Raw genomic sequence first — 17,035 nt, 5'->3', positions numbered from 1 at the left:
ATAAGCCAACATAACAATGCCAATCGACGTCGTGATTCAACTCATGGAGCGTGATGAGTTTCTTGCCATGAAGAACTCATTCAACTTGAGTAACGAATTTAGACAGAAGCTCCACTCCTACGTTGAGTGCCATAAGAATTTTCTTGGGGCGGAAGACTCCGATTTTCGGCATGCCATTTTTTTTGCGCATGAGCAAGGCTCTTGCCAAGGGGTTGCCTTCCATTACTTTTACGTCAAACTAAGCACCGGCCAATGTGAGTTGTTTGGCCTTTTCGTTGAGCCACAATATCGTTCAAAGGGTCTTGGAGCCGAATTGCTTGCTAAGGCACTCGATCTATCCGTTAGTTTAGGTGTGACATTTGTTTCCATCAGCCTCACCGGGAAAAATTCCAGCACCGGGAAGCTTGTAGCAAATTTTCTCCGAAAAACTCAAAAATATCGCCCCGTAGTTCAGTTCAGGGTGATCGCAGATGACAAGTATCTTTAGCTCAAATATTCTCAAAGAGGGTCCGAAAATGGCACGATATAGAAATGTCGCAAACAAAATTTCAGGAGGGCCGGCCTACGATCTGATTCTGGCTGTGGAGAGGTATGTCTACAACTATCCAAGCAGCTCGAATGAATCAATTCACCATCAGGATATCGATTTAACAAGCATTGCTATTCAGTCAATTTCAATTTCAGAAAACACGGCACTACACAAGGTCTTGCACGAACTGGCATACATCGAGTTCTACTTGTATCTATATGACGATATAGACTGGGTAGATAATATATTTGACTTTGCTGAATACGCAACATCAATGTTTCCTGAAATGAACTTGGAAACTCCTATCGAATTTCTTTCTAAGCAGGAGTCAGATATTTATTATGCCAAGAAGAAATACGACCAATATTTTATTCACGGATTAAATCATTTAGTTAATTCGGCCTTTGCCGTGCTATGGCATCGAAAGAGTTTCTTGCTGGATTTCAACTTGAAAATAGCTGAAAAAATCAGACCTCTGAAGAAATGCGATTTCCCTATGCTGGAGCAGGATGGGAGAGTCCCTCGAACTACTTATTTTAAAAAGTGGATTCAAAATGCTATTCAATTAAGGGAAAGAGGGAATTGTCATTATTGTGGTCGAGTTGTTGCTTCACCCGCTATTGCAAATCAAGAATACGACATTGATCACATGGTCCCTATAGCTCAAGGAGGGACAAATGATCCGACAAACCTGGTTCTTTCTTGCCCCTCTTGCAACAACGACAAGCGGGCAAGCATAAGGTCTTTCGATGATGTTTTTAATTGGCCTAAAATAAACTAGTAATTTGCAGCCGACGGCCTTGACGGACCGTAACTATTCTCAGTTGAATACGAAGCAGCCTTGCTGCCACAAGCCTCATCGATTACTGAGAAATGAAAAAATGGCCTCCAAACCTGGAGGCCATTTGCTAAGCTGAGTACAGCTGGCAGAATCCCAAAAATCTAGAAAAGTGGGAAAAATCTAGATATTCGTGGGATCCTACAATATCACACGTCGATATTCCGCGCAATCAAGGCATGGCTTTCAATGAAGGCACGTCTTGGTTCCACGTTGTCGCCCATCAGCGTGGTGAACACGTCGTCGGCGGCCATCGCGTCTTCGATGCGCACTTTCAGCAGGCGGCGCACGGTCGGGTCCATGGTGGTTTCCCACAGCTGGCCCGGGTTCATCTCGCCCAGACCCTTGTAGCGCTGGATGGACAGGCCCTTGCGGGTTTCGCCCAGCAGCCAGTCGAGACCGTCGCCGAATTCGGTGATCGGCTTCACGGTGTCGCCGCGCTTGACGCTGGCGCCGTCGCGCAGCAGGCCGTGCAGCATGTCGCGGGTCTGGCACAGGATGTCGTAGTCGGCGGTGGCGAGGAAGTCCTGGTCCAGCGCGGTGACCAGCACGTTGCCGTGCAGCTGGCGGGTGATCTTCAGCATCCAGGCGTCGTTCTTGTCGTCGCGCAGCACGTTGAGGCGGATCAGTTCCGGCGGCAGCACGGCGGCCAGTGCGGCAACGGCGGCGTTGGCGGCGGCTTCGCTGTCGAGGGTGATGCGGCCAACCTTGAGGAAGGCGTGCAGCACCAGCGGATCGACGACGCGGCTTTCGCGATCGATGGCGGCGCGGGCGAGCAGGAACTGGCGCGCGACTTCGCCCAGCGTGTCGCCGGACAGCGCGGCTTCGCCGGCGGCCGGGATCAGCTCGGCCTTGTCCAGTGCCAGTTGCAGCAGGTACTGGTTCAGCTCGTAGTCGTCCTTCAGGTAGCGTTCCTGCTTGCCGTGCTTGGCCTTGTACAGCGGCGGTTGCGCGATGTAGATGTGGCCGCGCTCGACCAGTTCCGGCGTCTGGCGGTAGAAGAAGGTCAGCAGCAGGGTGCGGATGTGGGCGCCGTCGACGTCGGCGTCGGTCATGATGATGATGCGGTGGTAGCGCAGCTTGTCCGGGTTGTATTCGTCCTTGCCGATGCCGCAGCCCAGTGCGGTGATCAGGGTGGCGACTTCCTGGCTTTGCAGCATCTTGTCGAAGCGGGCGCGCTCGACGTTGAGGATCTTGCCCTTCAGCGGCAGGATGGCCTGGAACTTGCGGTCGCGGCCCTGCTTGGCAGAGCCGCCGGCGGAGTCACCCTCGACCAGGTACAGTTCGGACATCGCCGGGTCTTTTTCCTGGCAGTCGGCCAGTTTGCCGGGCAGGCCGAGGCCGTCCATCACGCCCTTGCGGCGGGTGATTTCACGCGCCTTGCGCGCGGCTTCGCGGGCGCGGGCGGCGTCGACGATCTTGCCGATGATGATCTTGGCGTCGCCCGGGTTTTCCATCAGGAAGTCCTTCAGGGCTTCGCTGATCACTTCGTTGACCACCGGACCGATTTCGCTGGAGACCAGCTTGTCCTTGGTCTGGCTGGAGAATTTCGGGTCCGGCAGCTTCACCGACAGCACGCAGGTCAGGCCTTCGCGCATGTCGTCGCCGCTGGTATCGACCTTGGCCTTCTTGGCGGCATCGGATTCCTCGATGTAGCCGTTGAGGGTACGCGTCATCACCTGGCGCAGCGCGGTGAGGTGGCTGCCGCCGTCACGCTGCGGGATGTTGTTGGTGAAGCACTGCACGTTTTCCTGGTAGGAATCGTTCCACTGCATCGCCACTTCCACGGTCATGCCGTCCTTTTCGCCGGTGGCGTAAAAGGTCTTCGGGTGCAGTACCGACTTGTTGCGGTTCATGTACTGCACGAAGCCGGCAACGCCGCCGGAGAAGGCGAAGCTTTCTTCCTTGCCGCTGCGCTTGTCGAGCAGGGTGATGGCCACGCCCTGGTTGAGGAAGGACAGTTCGCGGATGCGCTTGGCGAGGATGTCGAAGTGGAATTCGATGACGCCGAAGGTTTCTTCGCTGGCGCGGAAGGTGACTTCGGTGCCACGGTAGGTGGTGTGGCCGGTCATGGTCAGCGGCGCCACGGCTTCACCGCGGCGGAATTCCATTTCGTGCACCTGGCCGTTGCGCCAGATTTTCAGCTTCAGCCAGTCGGACAGCGCGTTGACCACCGACACGCCGACGCCGTGCAGGCCGCCGGAGATCTTGTAGCTGTTGCTGTCGAATTTGCCGCCGGCGTGCAGCACGGTCATGATCACCTCGGCGGCGGAGCGGCCTTCTTCCGGGTGGATGTCAGTGGGGATGCCGCGGCCGTTGTCTTCCACCGAGATCGAGTTATCGGGGTGGATGGTGACTTTGATGGTGTCTGCGTGGCCAGCCAGCGCTTCGTCAATGGCGTTGTCCAGCACTTCGAACACCATGTGGTGCAGACCGGTGCCGTCCTGGGTATCGCCAATGTACATGCCGGGGCGCTTGCGTACTGCATCCAGACCCTTCAGGACTTTAATACTGTCCGCGCCGTATTCCTGTTCGCTCATAAAACCACTCTTTTGTCAGCCAGTGCGTCCGGGGCGGTTGCCCCACTGTTGAAAACTGTTGCCGTGCCGGCCTAACCGGCGTGCGGCCAACGCTGGACAAAGGTTGGCCGCAGTGCGATGCCGCCCGCCACCGTTGCCGGTGGCGGATGGCATGTCGTCAGATGCGCATCGGCATCACGACATACTTGAAGTTGCTGTTGTCGGGGATGGTGACCAGCGTGGAGCGCACGCTGTCGCCAAACGCCATCTGCAGGGTGTCGGCCGACAGGTTGGTCAGCACGTCCAGCAGGTAGTTGATGTTGAAGCCGATCTCCAGCTCGCCGCCCTGGTAGGCGATTTCCAGTTCTTCCTGCGCTTCTTCCTGCTCGCTGTTGGTACACAGGATGGACATCGCGCCCGGCTTCAGCACCAGCCGCACGCCGCGGAATTTCTCGTTGGCGAGAATGGCGGCACGCTGCAATGCGTGCAGGAAGGTCACGCGCTCGATCAGGAAGATCTTGTCGTTATCCAGCGGCACCACGCGGTTGTAGTCGGGGAACTTGCCGTCGACCACCTTGCTGATGATCACGGTGTTGCCGAAGCTGAAACGCACCTGGTTGGACAGCAGCTCGATGTTGATGGTCTCGTCGCTGTCCTGCAGCAGCTTGTACAGCTCGAGGATGGTCTTGCGCGGCAGGATCACCTCGGCCTTGTCGAGGCTGGCCTCGATGTCGGCGCTGGCAAACGCCAGGCGGTGGCCGTCGGTGGAGATCAGGCGCACCTGGTTGCCTTCGGTCTGCAGCAGCAGGCCGTTCAGGTAGTAACGGATGTCCTGCACCGCCATCGCGTACTGCACCTGCGAGATCAGGCGCTTCAGGTCGCGCTGGCTCAGGCTGAAGCTGGCTTGCGCGGCACTGCCGGCCGACAGCAGCGGGAAGTCGTCCGCCGGCAGCGTCTGCAGGTTGAAGCGGCTCTTGCCGGCTTTCAGCATCAGGCGGCCGTCCTGCTGTTCCAGCGTGACCATGCTGTTGCCGGGAATGGCGCGCAGGATGTCCTGCAGCTTTTTCGCCGAGGTGGTCAGGCGGAACGCGTCGCCGGCGATGTCGTCCGGGCTGGCGGTGGTGATCTGGATTTCCAGGTCGGTCGCCAGGAAGCTGACGGCTCCTGCCTGTTTTTCGATCAGCACATTCGACAGAATGGGCAGGGTGTGGCGGCGCTCGACGATGCCGGTAACAGCCAGCAGTGGCTTGAGCAGGGCATCGCGTTCGGCTTGCAGAATCAGCATGTGCGGACTCCCGAAGGGTTACAGTGTCGTTATCAAATGAATCAGTTGCGCAACATCGCGAGCAACGTATCGTAATCGTGCGCGATTTCGCTGTCATTACCGCGCATTTCGGCAATGGTCTTGCAGGCGTGCAGCACGGTGGTGTGGTCGCGGCCGCCGAAGGCGTCGCCGATGTTCGGCAAGCTGAGCGAGGTCAGCTCCTTGGCCAGCGTCATCGCCACCTGCCGCGGCCGCGCGATGTCGCGCGAGCGCTTCTTGCTGTGCATGTCGGACAGCTTGATCTTGTAGTAGTCGGCCACCGTCTTCTGGATGGTCTCGATGGTGACCTGGCGGTTGCCGGCGGCGAGGATGTCCTTCAGCGCTTCCTTAACCAGCTCCATGGTGATGCTCTGGTTGCTGAAACGGGCGTAGGCCACCACGCGCTTGAGCGCGCCTTCCAGCTCGCGCACGTTGCTGCGCACGTTCTGGGCAATGAAGAAGGCGACGTTGTGGTCGAGCTTGGTGTTGTCGGCCTCGGCCTTCTTCATCAGGATGGCGACGCGCATTTCCAGCTCCGGCGGCTGGATTTCCACGGTCAGGCCCCAGCTGAAACGCGAGATCAGGCGCTCTTCCATGCCCTCGATCTGCTTCGGGTAGCTGTCGCAGGTCATGATCACCTGCTTGCCGCCCTCGATCAGCGCGTTGAAGGCGTAGAAGAACTCTTCCTGGGTGCGGTTCTTGCCGGCAAAAAACTGGATGTCGTCGATCAGCAGCAGGTCCAGACTATGGTAGTAGCGCTTGAACTCGTCGAAGGCCTTGTGCTGGTAGGCGCGCATGATGTCGGCTACATAACGCTCGGCGTGGATGTAGCGGATCTTGGCCTGCGGATTCTTCAGGTAGACGTGGTTGCCGATGGCCTGGATCAAGTGCGTCTTACCGAGGCCGACGCCGCCGTACACGAACAGCGGGTTGTAGGCCGGGTCGCCCGGGTTCTCGGCGATCTGCATCGCCGCGGCGCGCGCCAGCTGGTTGCCCTTACCGGTCACCAGCGTGTCGAAGGTGAAGCTCGGATTGAGGCGGGTGCTCTCGTGGCCACCGCCGATGGCCTTGACCGCGGTCTGCTTCGCCGTCGGCGCAAACTGGCTGCTGCCGGTCGCGGCGCTGACCTTGGCCACCGCCGCCGCCACGTCAACGTTGGCCGCAGGCGGGTTGTCGTTGCTGCGCGGCGCACTGCTGGCCGGCGCCGGACGCGCCACCGCGACCGGTGCCCCGGCGGCGGCGCCAATGCGCAGCTCCACCGACACTTCGCCCAGCAGTTCGATCGCCAGCGCCTCGATGTGCGCCAGGAAACGATCTTTAATGAACTGCAGGATAAAGCGGTTTGGCGCGTACAGCACCACACCCTCGTCGCCTGCCTCGGCAGAGAGCGGGCGGATCCAGGTGTTGAATTGCTGTGAGGACAGTTCTTCCTCAAGACGCGTCAGGCACGCAGGCCAGAAGTTTTCCGGTTCAGTCATCAATGCTTCATGTTAAAAACGAAATGCCGCCGCAGACTAAAAGGTAGTTCGGGGGCGGCGGGGAGGCTGCGCGCGCGGCGGGTGCCGGGCGGCAGTCACGATGTTTTGGTGTGGAATCGCCCTGTCTCTACAGTCTGGCGGGCGGCGATCCGGCGCTGCCGATGCCGTCCGGGCGGACAGGGTCACAAGCGGTACATTCTACTGGCTTTGCCAAAAGTTATCCACAGCACCGGCGAAATATCGCCGCCGCCGGCCACGGCGGGCAACAGTGGCCAGCGGATTGCCACGACTGTGACCGCGCCGCCGACAATCGGGGCCGCAAACTGTTAATTAGGTTGACAATTCCGGCATTTATCTATGTAATCACGCGTTTATTTCCGTTTCGAAACAGGAAAACCATCATGAAACGTACTTACCAGCCTTCCACTACCCGCCGCAAGCGTACCCACGGCTTCCTCGTTCGCTCCAAGACCCGTGGTGGTCGCGCCGTTCTGGCCGCCCGTCGCGCCAAAGGTCGCAAGCGTCTGGCTGTATAACGCTTGGACAACACATTTCGCCGTGCGCACCGGCTGTTAAAAACGGATGAGTTCTCATCCGTTTTTCATTTGCGCAACGCGCGCAGCAACCAATTGTTCCAGGTGTATGCCCGCCCGAACGGTCTGACCCACGCCCGTCTCGGTCTGGTGGTCGGCAAGAAGGTGGCCAAACGCGCCAACCGCCGCAACTACATCAAGCGCACCGTGCGCGAGTGGTTTCGGCTGCACCGTCATGATCTGCCGCCGATGGATTTTGTCGTCAGATCACGCCAGGCCTACTATCGCGGCGAATATCACGAAGCGGTAAAGGCATTGGCTGCGCTCTTTGCTAAACTAGCCCGATGTCACGACTCTTCGTCCTCTTGATCCGCTTTTACCAGCTGGCGATCAGCCCCTGGCTGCCGCCACGTTGCCGGTATCAGCCAACCTGCTCCGGCTATGCCATCGAGGCATTGCAAAAGCACGGCGTGATCAAGGGCAGCTGGCTAGCGATACGACGGATTAGTCGTTGCCACCCCCTCGGTGGCAGCGGCCATGACCCGGTTCCCTGACTTTTCCGGTAAGTAAGATGGATTCCAAACGACTGATCATCTTTATCGCGCTGTCATTCAGCATCCTGTTGCTATGGCAAGAATACTTTGCGCCGAAACCCGTCGCAAAGCCTGCCGTGACACAGCAAGCCAGCACAGCCGCGAGCAGTAGCGATACCCCTGCCGCCAGCGCCAGCAACGTCGCCCAGCCTGCCGACAGCAGCAGCCTGAGCCGCGGCCAGCGCATCACCGTCACCACCGACCTGGTCAAGGCCGAAATCGACACCACCGGTGGCGATCTGCGCAGCCTGCAACTGCTCAAGCACAATGCGGCGGAAGACGCCAGCAAGCCGTTCGAGCTGTTTACCGACAAGGGCGCCCACCTGTACGTGGCGCAGACCGGCCTGGTCTCCGCCGGCAACGCCGCGCTGCCGACCCACAAGACCGTGTTCACTGCCGAAAAGACCGCCTACACGCTGCAAGGCGACAAGGTCGAGATCAAGCTGACCGCGCCGGAAGCCAATGGCGTCAAGGTGAGCAAGGTGTACACCTTCCACAAGGGCAGCTACCTGATCGATGTGCGTTACGACATCGTCAACGCCGGCACCACGCCGCTGGCCAGCACCGCCTACTTCCGCCTGCTGCGTGACGGCAAGGCACCGGAAGGCGAAAGCCGCTTCGCACAGACCTTCACCGGCCCGGCGGTATACACCACCGAAGGCACCTTCCAGAAGGTCGCCTTCTCCGACCTGGACAAGGGCAAGGCCGAGTACGTGAAGAACACCGACAACGGCTGGGTGGCGATGCTGCAGCACTACTTCATGAGCGCCTGGATCCTGAAACCGCTGGACGGCAAATCGGTGTGCGCCAACGCGCAGGCGTGTACCTTCCAGCTGGAGCCGAAGAGCGGCGCCTACTCCGCCGCCGCCATGGTCAGCGTGGCACCGATCGCTGCCGGCCAGAGCGCCAGCATCGCGGTTCCGCTGTACGCCGGTCCGGAAGAGTACAACACCATCACCAAGGTGGCCGACGGCATGGCCTACGCCAAGGACTTCGGCAAGGTGCACATCTTCGCCTCGCCGCTGTTCTGGCTGCTGACCAAGCTGCACACCATGGTGCAGAACTGGGGTTGGGCCATCATCCTGCTGACGCTGATCGTGAAGGCGGTGTTCTACCCGCTGACCGCCGCTTCCTACCGCTCGATGGCGAAGATGAAGGTACTGGCTCCGCGTCTGGAAAACCTGAAGCAGCAGTTCGGCGACGACCGCATGAAGTTCCAGCAGGCGGTGATGGAGATGTACAAGACCGAGAAGGTCAATCCGCTCGGCGGCTGCCTGCCGATGCTGATCCAGATCCCGGTGTTCATCGGCCTGTACTGGGCGCTGCTGGCCTCGGTCGAGCTGCGCCAGGCCGACTGGCTGTACATCGCCGACCTGGCCCGTCCGGACCCGTACTACATCCTGCCGGCGCTGATGGCGATCACCATGTTCGCGCAGACCTTCCTCAACCCGCCGCCGGCCGATCCGATGCAGGCGAAGATGATGAAGATCATGCCGGTCGCGTTCTCGGTGATGTTCTTCTTCTTCCCGGCCGGTCTGGTGCTGTACTGGGTCGTCAACAACCTGCTGTCGATCGCACAGCAGTGGTATGTGAACCAGAGCATCGAAAAAGCCCGCAAACTGGCACTGCAGTCGTAAGCAGCCGCAAGCTGGCGTAAAATCAAAGCCCGGCCGCCATGGCCGGGCTTTTTGTTGAGGGTCTCCAGCCAAGCGCCACCGCTTGCCTCGACACCTTCGCCTTGCGGCCAACGTTGGCCGCAAGCAACCGACCGGACGGATCCCGCGATGAACCTTGCCTACACCCCCAGCACCATCTGCGCCGTTGCCACCGCCCCCGGTCGTGGCGGCGTCGGCGTGGTGCGCATCTCCGGCCGCGCACTGCTGCCGCTGGCCCAGGCCCTCAGCGGCGGCAAGACGCCCAAGCCGCGCTACGCCACCTATACCGATTTTGTCGCCGCCGACGGCAGCGCCATCGACAACGGCCTGCTGCTGTTCTTCCCCGGCCCCCACAGCTTTACCGGCGAGGACGTGATCGAGCTGCAGGGCCACGGCGGGCCGGTGGTGCTGAAGATGCTGCTGTCGCGCTGCGTCGAACTGGGAGCGCGCCTGGCCGAACCTGGCGAATTCACCAAGCGGGCGTTCCTCAACGACAAGCTGGACCTCGCGCAGGCGGAGAGCGTCGCCGACCTGATCGACGCCGCCAGCGAAAGCGCCGCCAAGAGCGCGCTGAAATCGCTGAAGGGCGCCTTCTCCGGCGAAATCCACACCCTGGTCGACGAGCTGATCACTCTGCGCATGCTGGTGGAGGCGACGCTGGACTTCCCCGAGGAAGACATCGACTTCCTCGAAAAAGCCGACGCCGTCGGCAAGCTGCAGCGCCTGCGCGGCCAGCTGGGCAAGGTGCAGGCCACCGCCCGCCAGGGCGCGCTGCTGCGCGAAGGCATGCACGTGGTGCTGGTCGGCCAGCCCAACGTCGGCAAGTCCAGCCTGATGAACGCGCTGGCCGGCGACGACATCGCCATCGTCACCGACATCGCCGGCACCACCCGCGACACCGTGCGCGAGGAGATCGTCATCGACGGTGTGCCGGTGCACATCATCGACACCGCCGGCCTGCGCGACACCGACGACGTGGTGGAAAAGATCGGCATCGAACGCACCTGGCAGGCGGTGGAACGCGCCGACGTGGCGCTGGTGCTGGTCGACAGCCGCGACGGCATCGTGGCCGAGGTCGAGGCCATCCTGGCCAAGCTGCCGCCACGCCTGCCGCGGGTGCACGTGTTCAACAAGGTCGACCTGTCCGGCGACAAGGTTGGCCGCAGCGAGGAAGAAGGCCACCCGGTGGTGCGCCTGTCGGCCCGTACCCACGCCGGCGTCGACGACCTGCGCGCGCTGCTGCTGGAAATGATCGGCTACCAGGGCGACAGCGAGGGCGTGTTCCTGGCGCGCGAACGCCACCTGGACGCCATCGCCCGCGCCGCCGGCCATCTCGACCTCGCCGCGCAGGACTGGCAGCAGGTGGAGATCTTCGCCGAGGAGCTGCGCATGGCGCAGAACGCGCTGTCGGAAATCACCGGCCGCTTCACCCCCGACGACCTGCTGGGCGTCATCTTTTCGCGCTTCTGCATCGGCAAGTAGACCCCCGCCCTGCCATCACCGCACACACCCGCCGCTGTGGCGGGTGCGGGCTGTCTGCCGGCCCGCCGCACCGCTAAGCGGGCTAGCGCACCGACCGCCGCCACCGCCGCGGCGCAGTGTGGCTGTCGGGCCCGCTGCGGGCCCGGCGTTGCCGCATCATCATGATGCTGGCAGCCGCAGGCACCCACGCCTGCCATCACGCTGAGGTCCGGCTATGACAGAAAACGAGATAATGGCAAAGCTGAAGAGTATTCGCGGCGGGCGCGACCGTGCCGTGCTGGCCGGTTTCTGGCTGATGATGGGCTCGCGGCAGGGCGTGAAAACACTGGGCTTCGCCGAGCTGCGCAGCCTGAGCGGCGACAGCCGTGCACTGTTCCACGCCATCAGCAGCGGCCTGCTGTCGCACCGCCTGCCGCAGCTGTCCAGCCGCCACACCACCGAGCTGTTGCACATGCTGCACGCCGACCACGGCCTGCCGGCACTGCATTAAGCCCCCGCCAACCGGCGCCGCACCCGCGGCGGCGCCTCCCTGACCAGCAATCCGCCCGCGTGGTGGATTGCTGTTATCCGCCGCTGCCTCAGTCCGCCGCCTGCGCCGATGCGACAAAGGCCGCCACCAGCGGCGACGCCTCGGCCCCCGGCGCCTGCGCCAGCACCACCCGCTGCGCCGGCAGCGCTTCCGTCAGCGGGCGACAGGCGATGGCCCGGCCGTCGTAGCTGCAGTCGCCGGCCGGGCGGGTGCACGACAGCGCCACGCCATAGCCGTGCGCCACCAGCCCGCGCTGCATCTCGAAGCTCTGTACCGTTTGCGCGATGCGCGGCGTCAGCTGCTGCTGCCAGAACAGCGACAGCAGGTACTCGCGGGTGTGCGGAATGTCCTCCAGCACCAGCGGCTGGCTGGCCAGCTGCGCCAGCGACACCGACGTTTGCGCCGCCAGCGGATGATCGGCCGGCAGCAGCGCGTACGGCGCCAGCTCCGCCAGCGTGCAGCGCGCCATCTGCGCGTCGATGGCCAACTCGTAGGTCAGCGCCAGCTCCGCCTTGCCGCTGCGCAGCGCGCGCTGCACCGTGGCCAGATCACCCTCCAGCAGCGTGACCGCCACCTGTGGATGGCGCGCGTGAAAACCGGCCAGCAGCCGCGGCGCAAAGTAGGGGCCGAGATCCTGGAAGCAGATCAGCGCCAGCTGGCCGCGCAGCTCGCCGGGCGTATCGCCAGCACCGAGTGCCGCCGCTTGGCCAAGAATGTCGCGCGCCTGCGCCAGCACGCGCTGGCCGGCAGCGGTCAACTCCACCCCGCGGCTGGCCTGGCGGCGGAACAGCGTGCTGCCGAGCGCCGCCTCCAGCTGCGCGATGGCCAGCGACACCGACGGTTGCGACACGTGGCAGGCGCGCGCGGCGGCACTGACGCCACCATGCTCGACGGTAGCGACGAAGTACTGCAGCTGGCGCAGCGAGAAATTGATCATGTTTTCCAATAATGAAAAATAGGAAATATATATTTTTATTATGATAGCGCCAGATCCGATACTGAGGCGGCCAACTAGGCATTCCCCACCGCAAGCAAGGAGCAGCAGATGCAGGCAGTCACTATCGGTAATGAACAGATCGCGGCGTTCCAGCGCGACGGCGTCATCGTACTGCGCGGCGTGTTCCGCGACTGGATAGAACCGCTGCGCGACGGTTTCGAGCAGGTACTGGCCGCCCCCGGCCCCTTCGCGATCGAGAACGTCGGCAACAATGAACGCGGCCGTTTCTTCGAGGATTACTGTAACTGGCAGCGTATCGAACCGTTTTCCCGCTTCATCCACCAGTCGCCGGCGGCGGCACTGGCCGGGCAGCTGATGGGGGCGCGCCAGGTGCAGATCTTCCACGAGCACATCCTGGTGAAGGAACCGGGCACCGCCAAGGCCACGCCGTGGCACCAGGACATCCCCTACTACTGTGTCGACGGCGAGCAGACCGCCAGCTACTGGATTCCGCTGGATCCGGTGACGCAGGACAACACGCTGCGCGTGGTGCTCGGCTCGCACCGCTGGCCGAAGCTGGTGCGCCCCAAGCGCTGGGCCAGCAACGAGAATTTCTTTGCCGGCGACGACGACTACATGGAGATGCCGGACGTGGAGGACGGCAGCTACACCATCCTCGCGCCGGAACTGGCGCCGGGCGACGCGGTGCTGTTCGATTTCCGCACCGTGCACGGCGCCGCCGGAAACCAGGGCGGCAACCGCCGCCGCGCCTTTTCCGCCCGCTTCCTCGGCGACGACGTGTGCTATGCCGAACGTCCTGGGCGCACCTCGCCGCCCTTCCCCGGCATCAACCAGCGCCACGGCGAGCGGCTGCGCGAGGACTGGTTCCCGGTGGTGTGGTCGGCCGGCTGAGGCGGCAACGGTGGCGGGCGCTGCTATCGTGGCCGCCCGCGGCCAACATCAGCATCAGCACCAGGGTTGGCCGCAACCATGTCAAAGAGATAAGTTGCGGCCGACACGGCATGTTACGCTGTGCCTTGGCGTGCCCTCCCGCCACCGCGGGAGGCAACACGCCACCTTGCCAACCCTTGCCCCGCCCGCTGCCCATGATCGTCCGTACCCTGCTGTTTGCCCTGCCCCTACTGTGGCTGGCCCCGCCGGCCAGCGCCGCCGCCACGCCCGCACCGACGCTGGTATACGCCTTCAGCCGTTTCGAGCCGTACAAGACCGTGGACGCCGACGGCAAGCCGGGCGGTCCCTACACCGTGCTGCTGCAGGAGCTGGCACGGCGCAGCGGCGTGCAGCTCGACATCGTGCACTGCCCGCTGCAACGCTGCCTGGCGCTGCTGCAGCGCGGCCAGGCCGATCTCAGCATCGGCATCCGCGGCAACGCCGAGCGCGACCGCTATCTGGATTTTCTCGACCCGCCGTTCGCGCCGGCCACCGCCACCGTGCTGTTGCAACGGCGCGACGATCCGCGCCCGATCCGGCACTACGACGATCTGTATGCGCTGCGTGTCGGGGTGGTGGAAGGCGCCAGCTATTTCCAGCGTTTTGATGACGACAGGCTGATGCGTCGCGATGCCGCACCCAGCGCCAGGCTGGCACTGCGCAAGCTGAGCGCGAAGCGTTTCGACGTGCTGCTGATCAATGCGCAACAGGGTAGCCAGCTGAGCCGGGAGCTGGGCGCCAGGCAGTATCGCCGCGCCGAATTGCAGTTTCCCGGCGAGCTGCCGCGCCGCATCGCGCTGTCACGGCTATCGCCGGCGGTACAGGCCGCCAGGCCGCGACTGGCGGCACAATTGCAGCAGATGCTGCGCGATGGCAGCGTCCGGCGCATTCTGGCCGGCGATGCTGTTCAGGCAGCCCACGCCGGGTCGAAGCGGTCGGGACGGTCGCTGCACAGCATGTCGACCCCCCACTGACGCAGGCACTGCATCTCCTGCGGCTGGTTTACCGTCCACGCCATCACCGCTAAGCCAAGGCCGTGCAGCTGTGCCACCCACTCCGCGCTCAGCGCCCGGTGGCAGACATGCAGCGCGCGGCAACCCAGTGCCTGCGCCTGCGCCACCAGCGCCGGGTTCAGCTCGTCCACCAGCAGCGCCAGCGGCAGCTCCGGCGCCGCCTCGCGCACCCCGATCAGCGCCTCGGCGCTGAATGAGGACACCAGCGGCAACAACGCCGCGCCCTGCCAGTGCTGGCGGATCTGTGCCGCGCACAGCTGCCCCATCTGCCGCGCGTCGCCAGCCGGCTTCAGCTCCAGATTGACCGCCATGCCCAGCCGCCGCAGCGCGGCGGCCAGTTTTTGCAGACTGGGCAGCGCCTCGCCGGCAAATGCCGGATGGTGATGGCGGCCAGCATCCAGCTGCAGCAGTTGTGCCGCGGTGTGCGCCGCCAGCGCGCCGTTGCCGCTAGTGGTGCGCTCCAGCTCGGCGTCGTGGGCGATCACCGCCACCTGGTCGGCGCTGAGTTGCACGTCGCACTCCACCGCCGTCACCCCCAGCCTGTGTGCCAGCAGCAGGCCGGCGAGCGTGTTTTCCGGCGCCAGCGCGCCGCCGAGGCGGTGGGCAAAGCCCACCGGATAAGGCCAATGCATGAGCGTCTCCTTGTCGTGAACGGGTGGCACCGCTAACAAAACCTCGCAATGCACCCGGGCCAAGGCGCGCCAACACAGGCCGTACCAGTACTACGGCCAGGCGGCGCAACGCAGGATCAGGGGGGTGTTCGCGGCGGTTAGCGTTATCCCTTAAGCGTAAGCCCTTGTTTACAGCATGGCAGGCAAAACGGTTTACTGAAACGGCTATTGCGGCGCAATAAATCGCTTTGACATGAAGAATGCGGCCAACTCTGGCTGCCAGCTGGCGGCAAGCGTCGTCACGGCGTCCGGATGTTGCCCCGCAGCAACGTACAAAAATGGCAACAGTTGTGTGCTATCAAGGCGTGATTGATGAAAATACATCGTCAAATCATTTGATTAAAAAACTGTCAGACAGTATTCCTATAGCCAACTGCAACGTGTCCGGCGGCCAACGCCGGCAACCGGATGTCGCTTTTATGTAAAAGCATTGCGCCAAATCACAAATTTGTGATTAATTACCAATTCAAACGCTCGTTCGAAATCAAGCCTCGCACGGGCGTTCGCTATCTCTGTTTATTTTTTAGTCATTCAACCATTTGCAGAAAGGAAGACCATGCAAATCGCTATTGCCACCGAACGGCTGGCAGGTGAACACCGCGTGGCCGCAACACCGGAGACGGTGAAGAAACTCGTCGCCATGGGTCACTCCGTGGTGATCGAGGCCGGGGCCGGGCGACACGCCGCGGCACCGGATGCGGCCTATGTCGAGGCCGGCGCAACGTTGGCCACATCGCGCGGCGCGGCGCTGGGCCAGGGCGACATCGTGCTCACCGTGCGCCCGCTGCCCGCCGACGCCATCGCCGAGCTGAAGGACGGCGCGGTGCTGATCGGCCAGCTCTCGCCGTACCACAACGACACCTTCCCGGCTCTGGCAGCCAGGAAAGTATCGGCCTTCGCCATGGAGCTGCTGCCGCGCACCACCCGCGCGCAGAGCATGGACGTGCTATCCAGCCAGAACAACATCGCCGGCTACCGCGCGGTGCTGCTGGCCACCCACTACTACCCGCGCTTCATGCCGATGCTGATGACCGCCGCCGGCACGGTGAAACCGGCACGGGTGCTGATCATGGGCGTCGGCGTCGCCGGCCTGCAGGCGATCGCCACCGCCAAGCGCCTCGGCGCGGTGGTGGAAGCCACCGACGTGCGCGCCTCGACCAAGGAGCAAGTGGAATCGCTGGGCGGCAAGTTCATCGAAGTGCCGATGAGCGATGAAGAGAAAAAAGCCAACGACGGCGTCTACGCCAAGGAGATGTCCGACGACTACAAGCAGCGGCAGGCCGAGCTGGTGGCCAAGCACGCGCGCCAGGCCGACATCATCATCACCACCGCGCTGATTCCGGGCAAGAAGGCGCCGACGCTGCTCAGCGCCGAGGTGGTGCAGGCGATGAAACCGGGCAGCGTGATCATCGACCTCGCCGCCGAAGCCGGTGGCAACTGCGCGCAAACGGTACCGGGCGAGGTAATCACCACCGACAACGGCGTCACCGTGGTGGGCAGCACCAACCTGCCGGCCCTGGTGGCGGCCGACGCCTCCAGCCTGTACGCGAAGAACCTGCTGACCTTCCTCGGCCTGATGCTCAGCAAGGAAGGTTTTACCCTGAATCTGGAAGACGACCTGCTGGCGGCCACCCTGGTCACCCATGCCGGCGAAGTGCGCTTCCCTGCGGCCAACGTGGCAAGCCCAGCCAAGAAGGAGACCACTCATGGTTGATCCGTTCATCACCAGCTTCACCATCTTCGTCCTCGCCGTGTTCGTCGGCTACCACGTGGTATGGAACGTCACCCCGGCGCTGCACACGCCGCTGATGGCCGTCACCAATGCCATCTCCGGCATCATCATCGTCGGCGCCATGCTGCAGGTGGTGGACATCAACGGCAGCGAGCTGAGCGTGACCTCGGTGCTGGGCACCATCGGCATCTTCCTCGCCAGCATCAACATCTTCGGCGGCTTCCTGGTCACCCAGCGCATGCTCGACATGTTCAAGAAGAAGAAAAAATAAG

Annotated in this window: 17 protein-coding genes; 12 read left to right on the top strand and 5 right to left on the bottom strand. The window is 62.6% G+C overall.

The features are described from left to right. Positions 1-16: 16 nt before the first annotated feature. Positions 17-487, top strand: coding sequence for a GNAT family N-acetyltransferase (locus tag PQU89_RS10390; RefSeq protein ID WP_272765749.1), 471 nt, complete (start codon positions 17-19; stop codon positions 485-487). After that, on the top strand, positions 471-1,310 hold the full coding sequence (locus PQU89_RS10385; RefSeq protein WP_272765748.1) for an HNH endonuclease: 840 nt from the start codon (positions 471-473) through the stop codon (positions 1,308-1,310). Before PQU89_RS10390 ends, PQU89_RS10385 begins: the two co-directional genes overlap by 17 nt. 206 nt (positions 1,311-1,516) lie before the next feature. Here PQU89_RS10385 and gyrB read toward each other — a convergent pair whose 3' ends face one another. From gyrB to dnaA, 3 genes are all read right to left on the bottom strand, one after another. Beyond that, positions 1,517-3,907: a DNA topoisomerase (ATP-hydrolyzing) subunit B gene (gyrB, locus tag PQU89_RS10380; protein WP_272765747.1), complete on the bottom strand. Its 2,391-nt coding sequence runs from the start codon at positions 3,905-3,907 to the stop codon at positions 1,517-1,519. 157 nt (positions 3,908-4,064) lie between these two features. Further along, positions 4,065-5,171, bottom strand: a complete 1,107-nt coding sequence (gene dnaN / locus PQU89_RS10375) for a DNA polymerase III subunit beta (RefSeq protein ID WP_047967468.1) — start codon at positions 5,169-5,171, stop codon at positions 4,065-4,067. Between the two features lie 41 nt (positions 5,172-5,212). Next, the gene (dnaA, locus tag PQU89_RS10370; RefSeq protein ID WP_272765746.1) at positions 5,213-6,667 is read right to left on the bottom strand and encodes a chromosomal replication initiator protein DnaA; all 1,455 of its coding nucleotides are present in this window, start codon (positions 6,665-6,667) and stop codon (positions 5,213-5,215) included. Positions 6,668-7,068: 401 nt separating this feature from the next. Here dnaA and rpmH point away from each other — a divergent pair, with 401 nt between their 5' ends. The 6 genes from rpmH (at position 7,069) to PQU89_RS10340 (ending at position 11,420) form a co-directional block, all read left to right on the top strand. Next, positions 7,069-7,203: a 50S ribosomal protein L34 gene (gene rpmH / locus PQU89_RS10365; RefSeq protein WP_008955801.1), complete on the top strand. Its 135-nt coding sequence runs from the start codon at positions 7,069-7,071 to the stop codon at positions 7,201-7,203. 3 nt (positions 7,204-7,206) lie between these two features. Beyond that, entirely contained in the window at positions 7,207-7,569 is a 363-nt protein-coding gene (gene rnpA, locus PQU89_RS10360; protein WP_272765745.1) for a ribonuclease P protein component, read from the top strand. After that, positions 7,545-7,754: a membrane protein insertion efficiency factor YidD gene (yidD, locus tag PQU89_RS10355; protein ID WP_082133746.1), complete on the top strand. Its 210-nt coding sequence runs from the start codon at positions 7,545-7,547 to the stop codon at positions 7,752-7,754. The genes rnpA and yidD overlap by 25 nt, the downstream gene beginning before the upstream one ends. 17 nt (positions 7,755-7,771) lie before the next feature. Further along, complete coding sequence (yidC, locus tag PQU89_RS10350) at positions 7,772-9,430, top strand: membrane protein insertase YidC (RefSeq protein ID WP_272765744.1); 1,659 nt, start codon at positions 7,772-7,774, stop codon at positions 9,428-9,430. Between the two features lie 147 nt (positions 9,431-9,577). After that, positions 9,578-10,930 (top strand): tRNA uridine-5-carboxymethylaminomethyl(34) synthesis GTPase MnmE, encoded by a 1,353-nt coding sequence (gene mnmE, locus PQU89_RS10345; protein WP_272765743.1) that lies wholly within the window; start codon positions 9,578-9,580, stop codon positions 10,928-10,930. A gap of 232 nt (positions 10,931-11,162) precedes the next feature. Further along, the gene (locus tag PQU89_RS10340) at positions 11,163-11,420 is read left to right on the top strand and encodes a hypothetical protein (RefSeq protein ID WP_272765742.1); all 258 of its coding nucleotides are present in this window, start codon (positions 11,163-11,165) and stop codon (positions 11,418-11,420) included. Between the two features lie 88 nt (positions 11,421-11,508). Here the strand turns inward: PQU89_RS10340 and PQU89_RS10335 are convergent, their stop codons facing one another. Next, positions 11,509-12,396, bottom strand: a complete 888-nt coding sequence (locus tag PQU89_RS10335; protein WP_272765741.1) for a LysR family transcriptional regulator — start codon at positions 12,394-12,396, stop codon at positions 11,509-11,511. A 108-nt stretch (positions 12,397-12,504) separates the two neighbouring features. Between PQU89_RS10335 and PQU89_RS10330 the strand changes: the two genes are divergently transcribed. Further along, positions 12,505-13,308 carry a phytanoyl-CoA dioxygenase family protein gene (locus tag PQU89_RS10330; RefSeq protein ID WP_272765740.1) on the top strand — a complete coding sequence of 268 codons (804 nt, stop codon included), beginning with the start codon at positions 12,505-12,507 and terminating at the stop codon, positions 13,306-13,308. A 194-nt stretch (positions 13,309-13,502) separates the two neighbouring features. Further along, entirely contained in the window at positions 13,503-14,321 is an 819-nt protein-coding gene (locus tag PQU89_RS10325; protein WP_272765739.1) for a substrate-binding periplasmic protein, read from the top strand. Here PQU89_RS10325 and ugpQ read toward each other — a convergent pair. Continuing rightward, complete coding sequence (gene ugpQ / locus PQU89_RS10320; protein WP_272765738.1) at positions 14,255-14,992, bottom strand: glycerophosphodiester phosphodiesterase; 738 nt, start codon at positions 14,990-14,992, stop codon at positions 14,255-14,257. The genes PQU89_RS10325 and ugpQ overlap by 67 nt on opposite strands. Before the next feature lie 595 nt (positions 14,993-15,587). Here ugpQ and PQU89_RS10315 point away from each other — a divergent pair. Then, positions 15,588-16,745, top strand: coding sequence for a Re/Si-specific NAD(P)(+) transhydrogenase subunit alpha (locus PQU89_RS10315; protein WP_272765737.1), 1,158 nt, complete (start codon positions 15,588-15,590; stop codon positions 16,743-16,745). Then, positions 16,738-17,034, top strand: coding sequence for a proton-translocating transhydrogenase family protein (locus PQU89_RS10310; RefSeq protein ID WP_047967458.1), 297 nt, complete (start codon positions 16,738-16,740; stop codon positions 17,032-17,034). The genes PQU89_RS10315 and PQU89_RS10310 overlap by 8 nt, the downstream gene beginning before the upstream one ends. The last annotated feature ends 1 nt before the right edge of the window (position 17,035 follow it).

It is taken from the genome of Vogesella indigofera (assembly GCF_028548395.1).
GTDB classification, from domain to species: domain Bacteria; phylum Pseudomonadota; class Gammaproteobacteria; order Burkholderiales; family Chromobacteriaceae; genus Vogesella; species Vogesella indigofera_A.
This window is presented reverse-complemented; position numbering and strand designations above follow the sequence as displayed.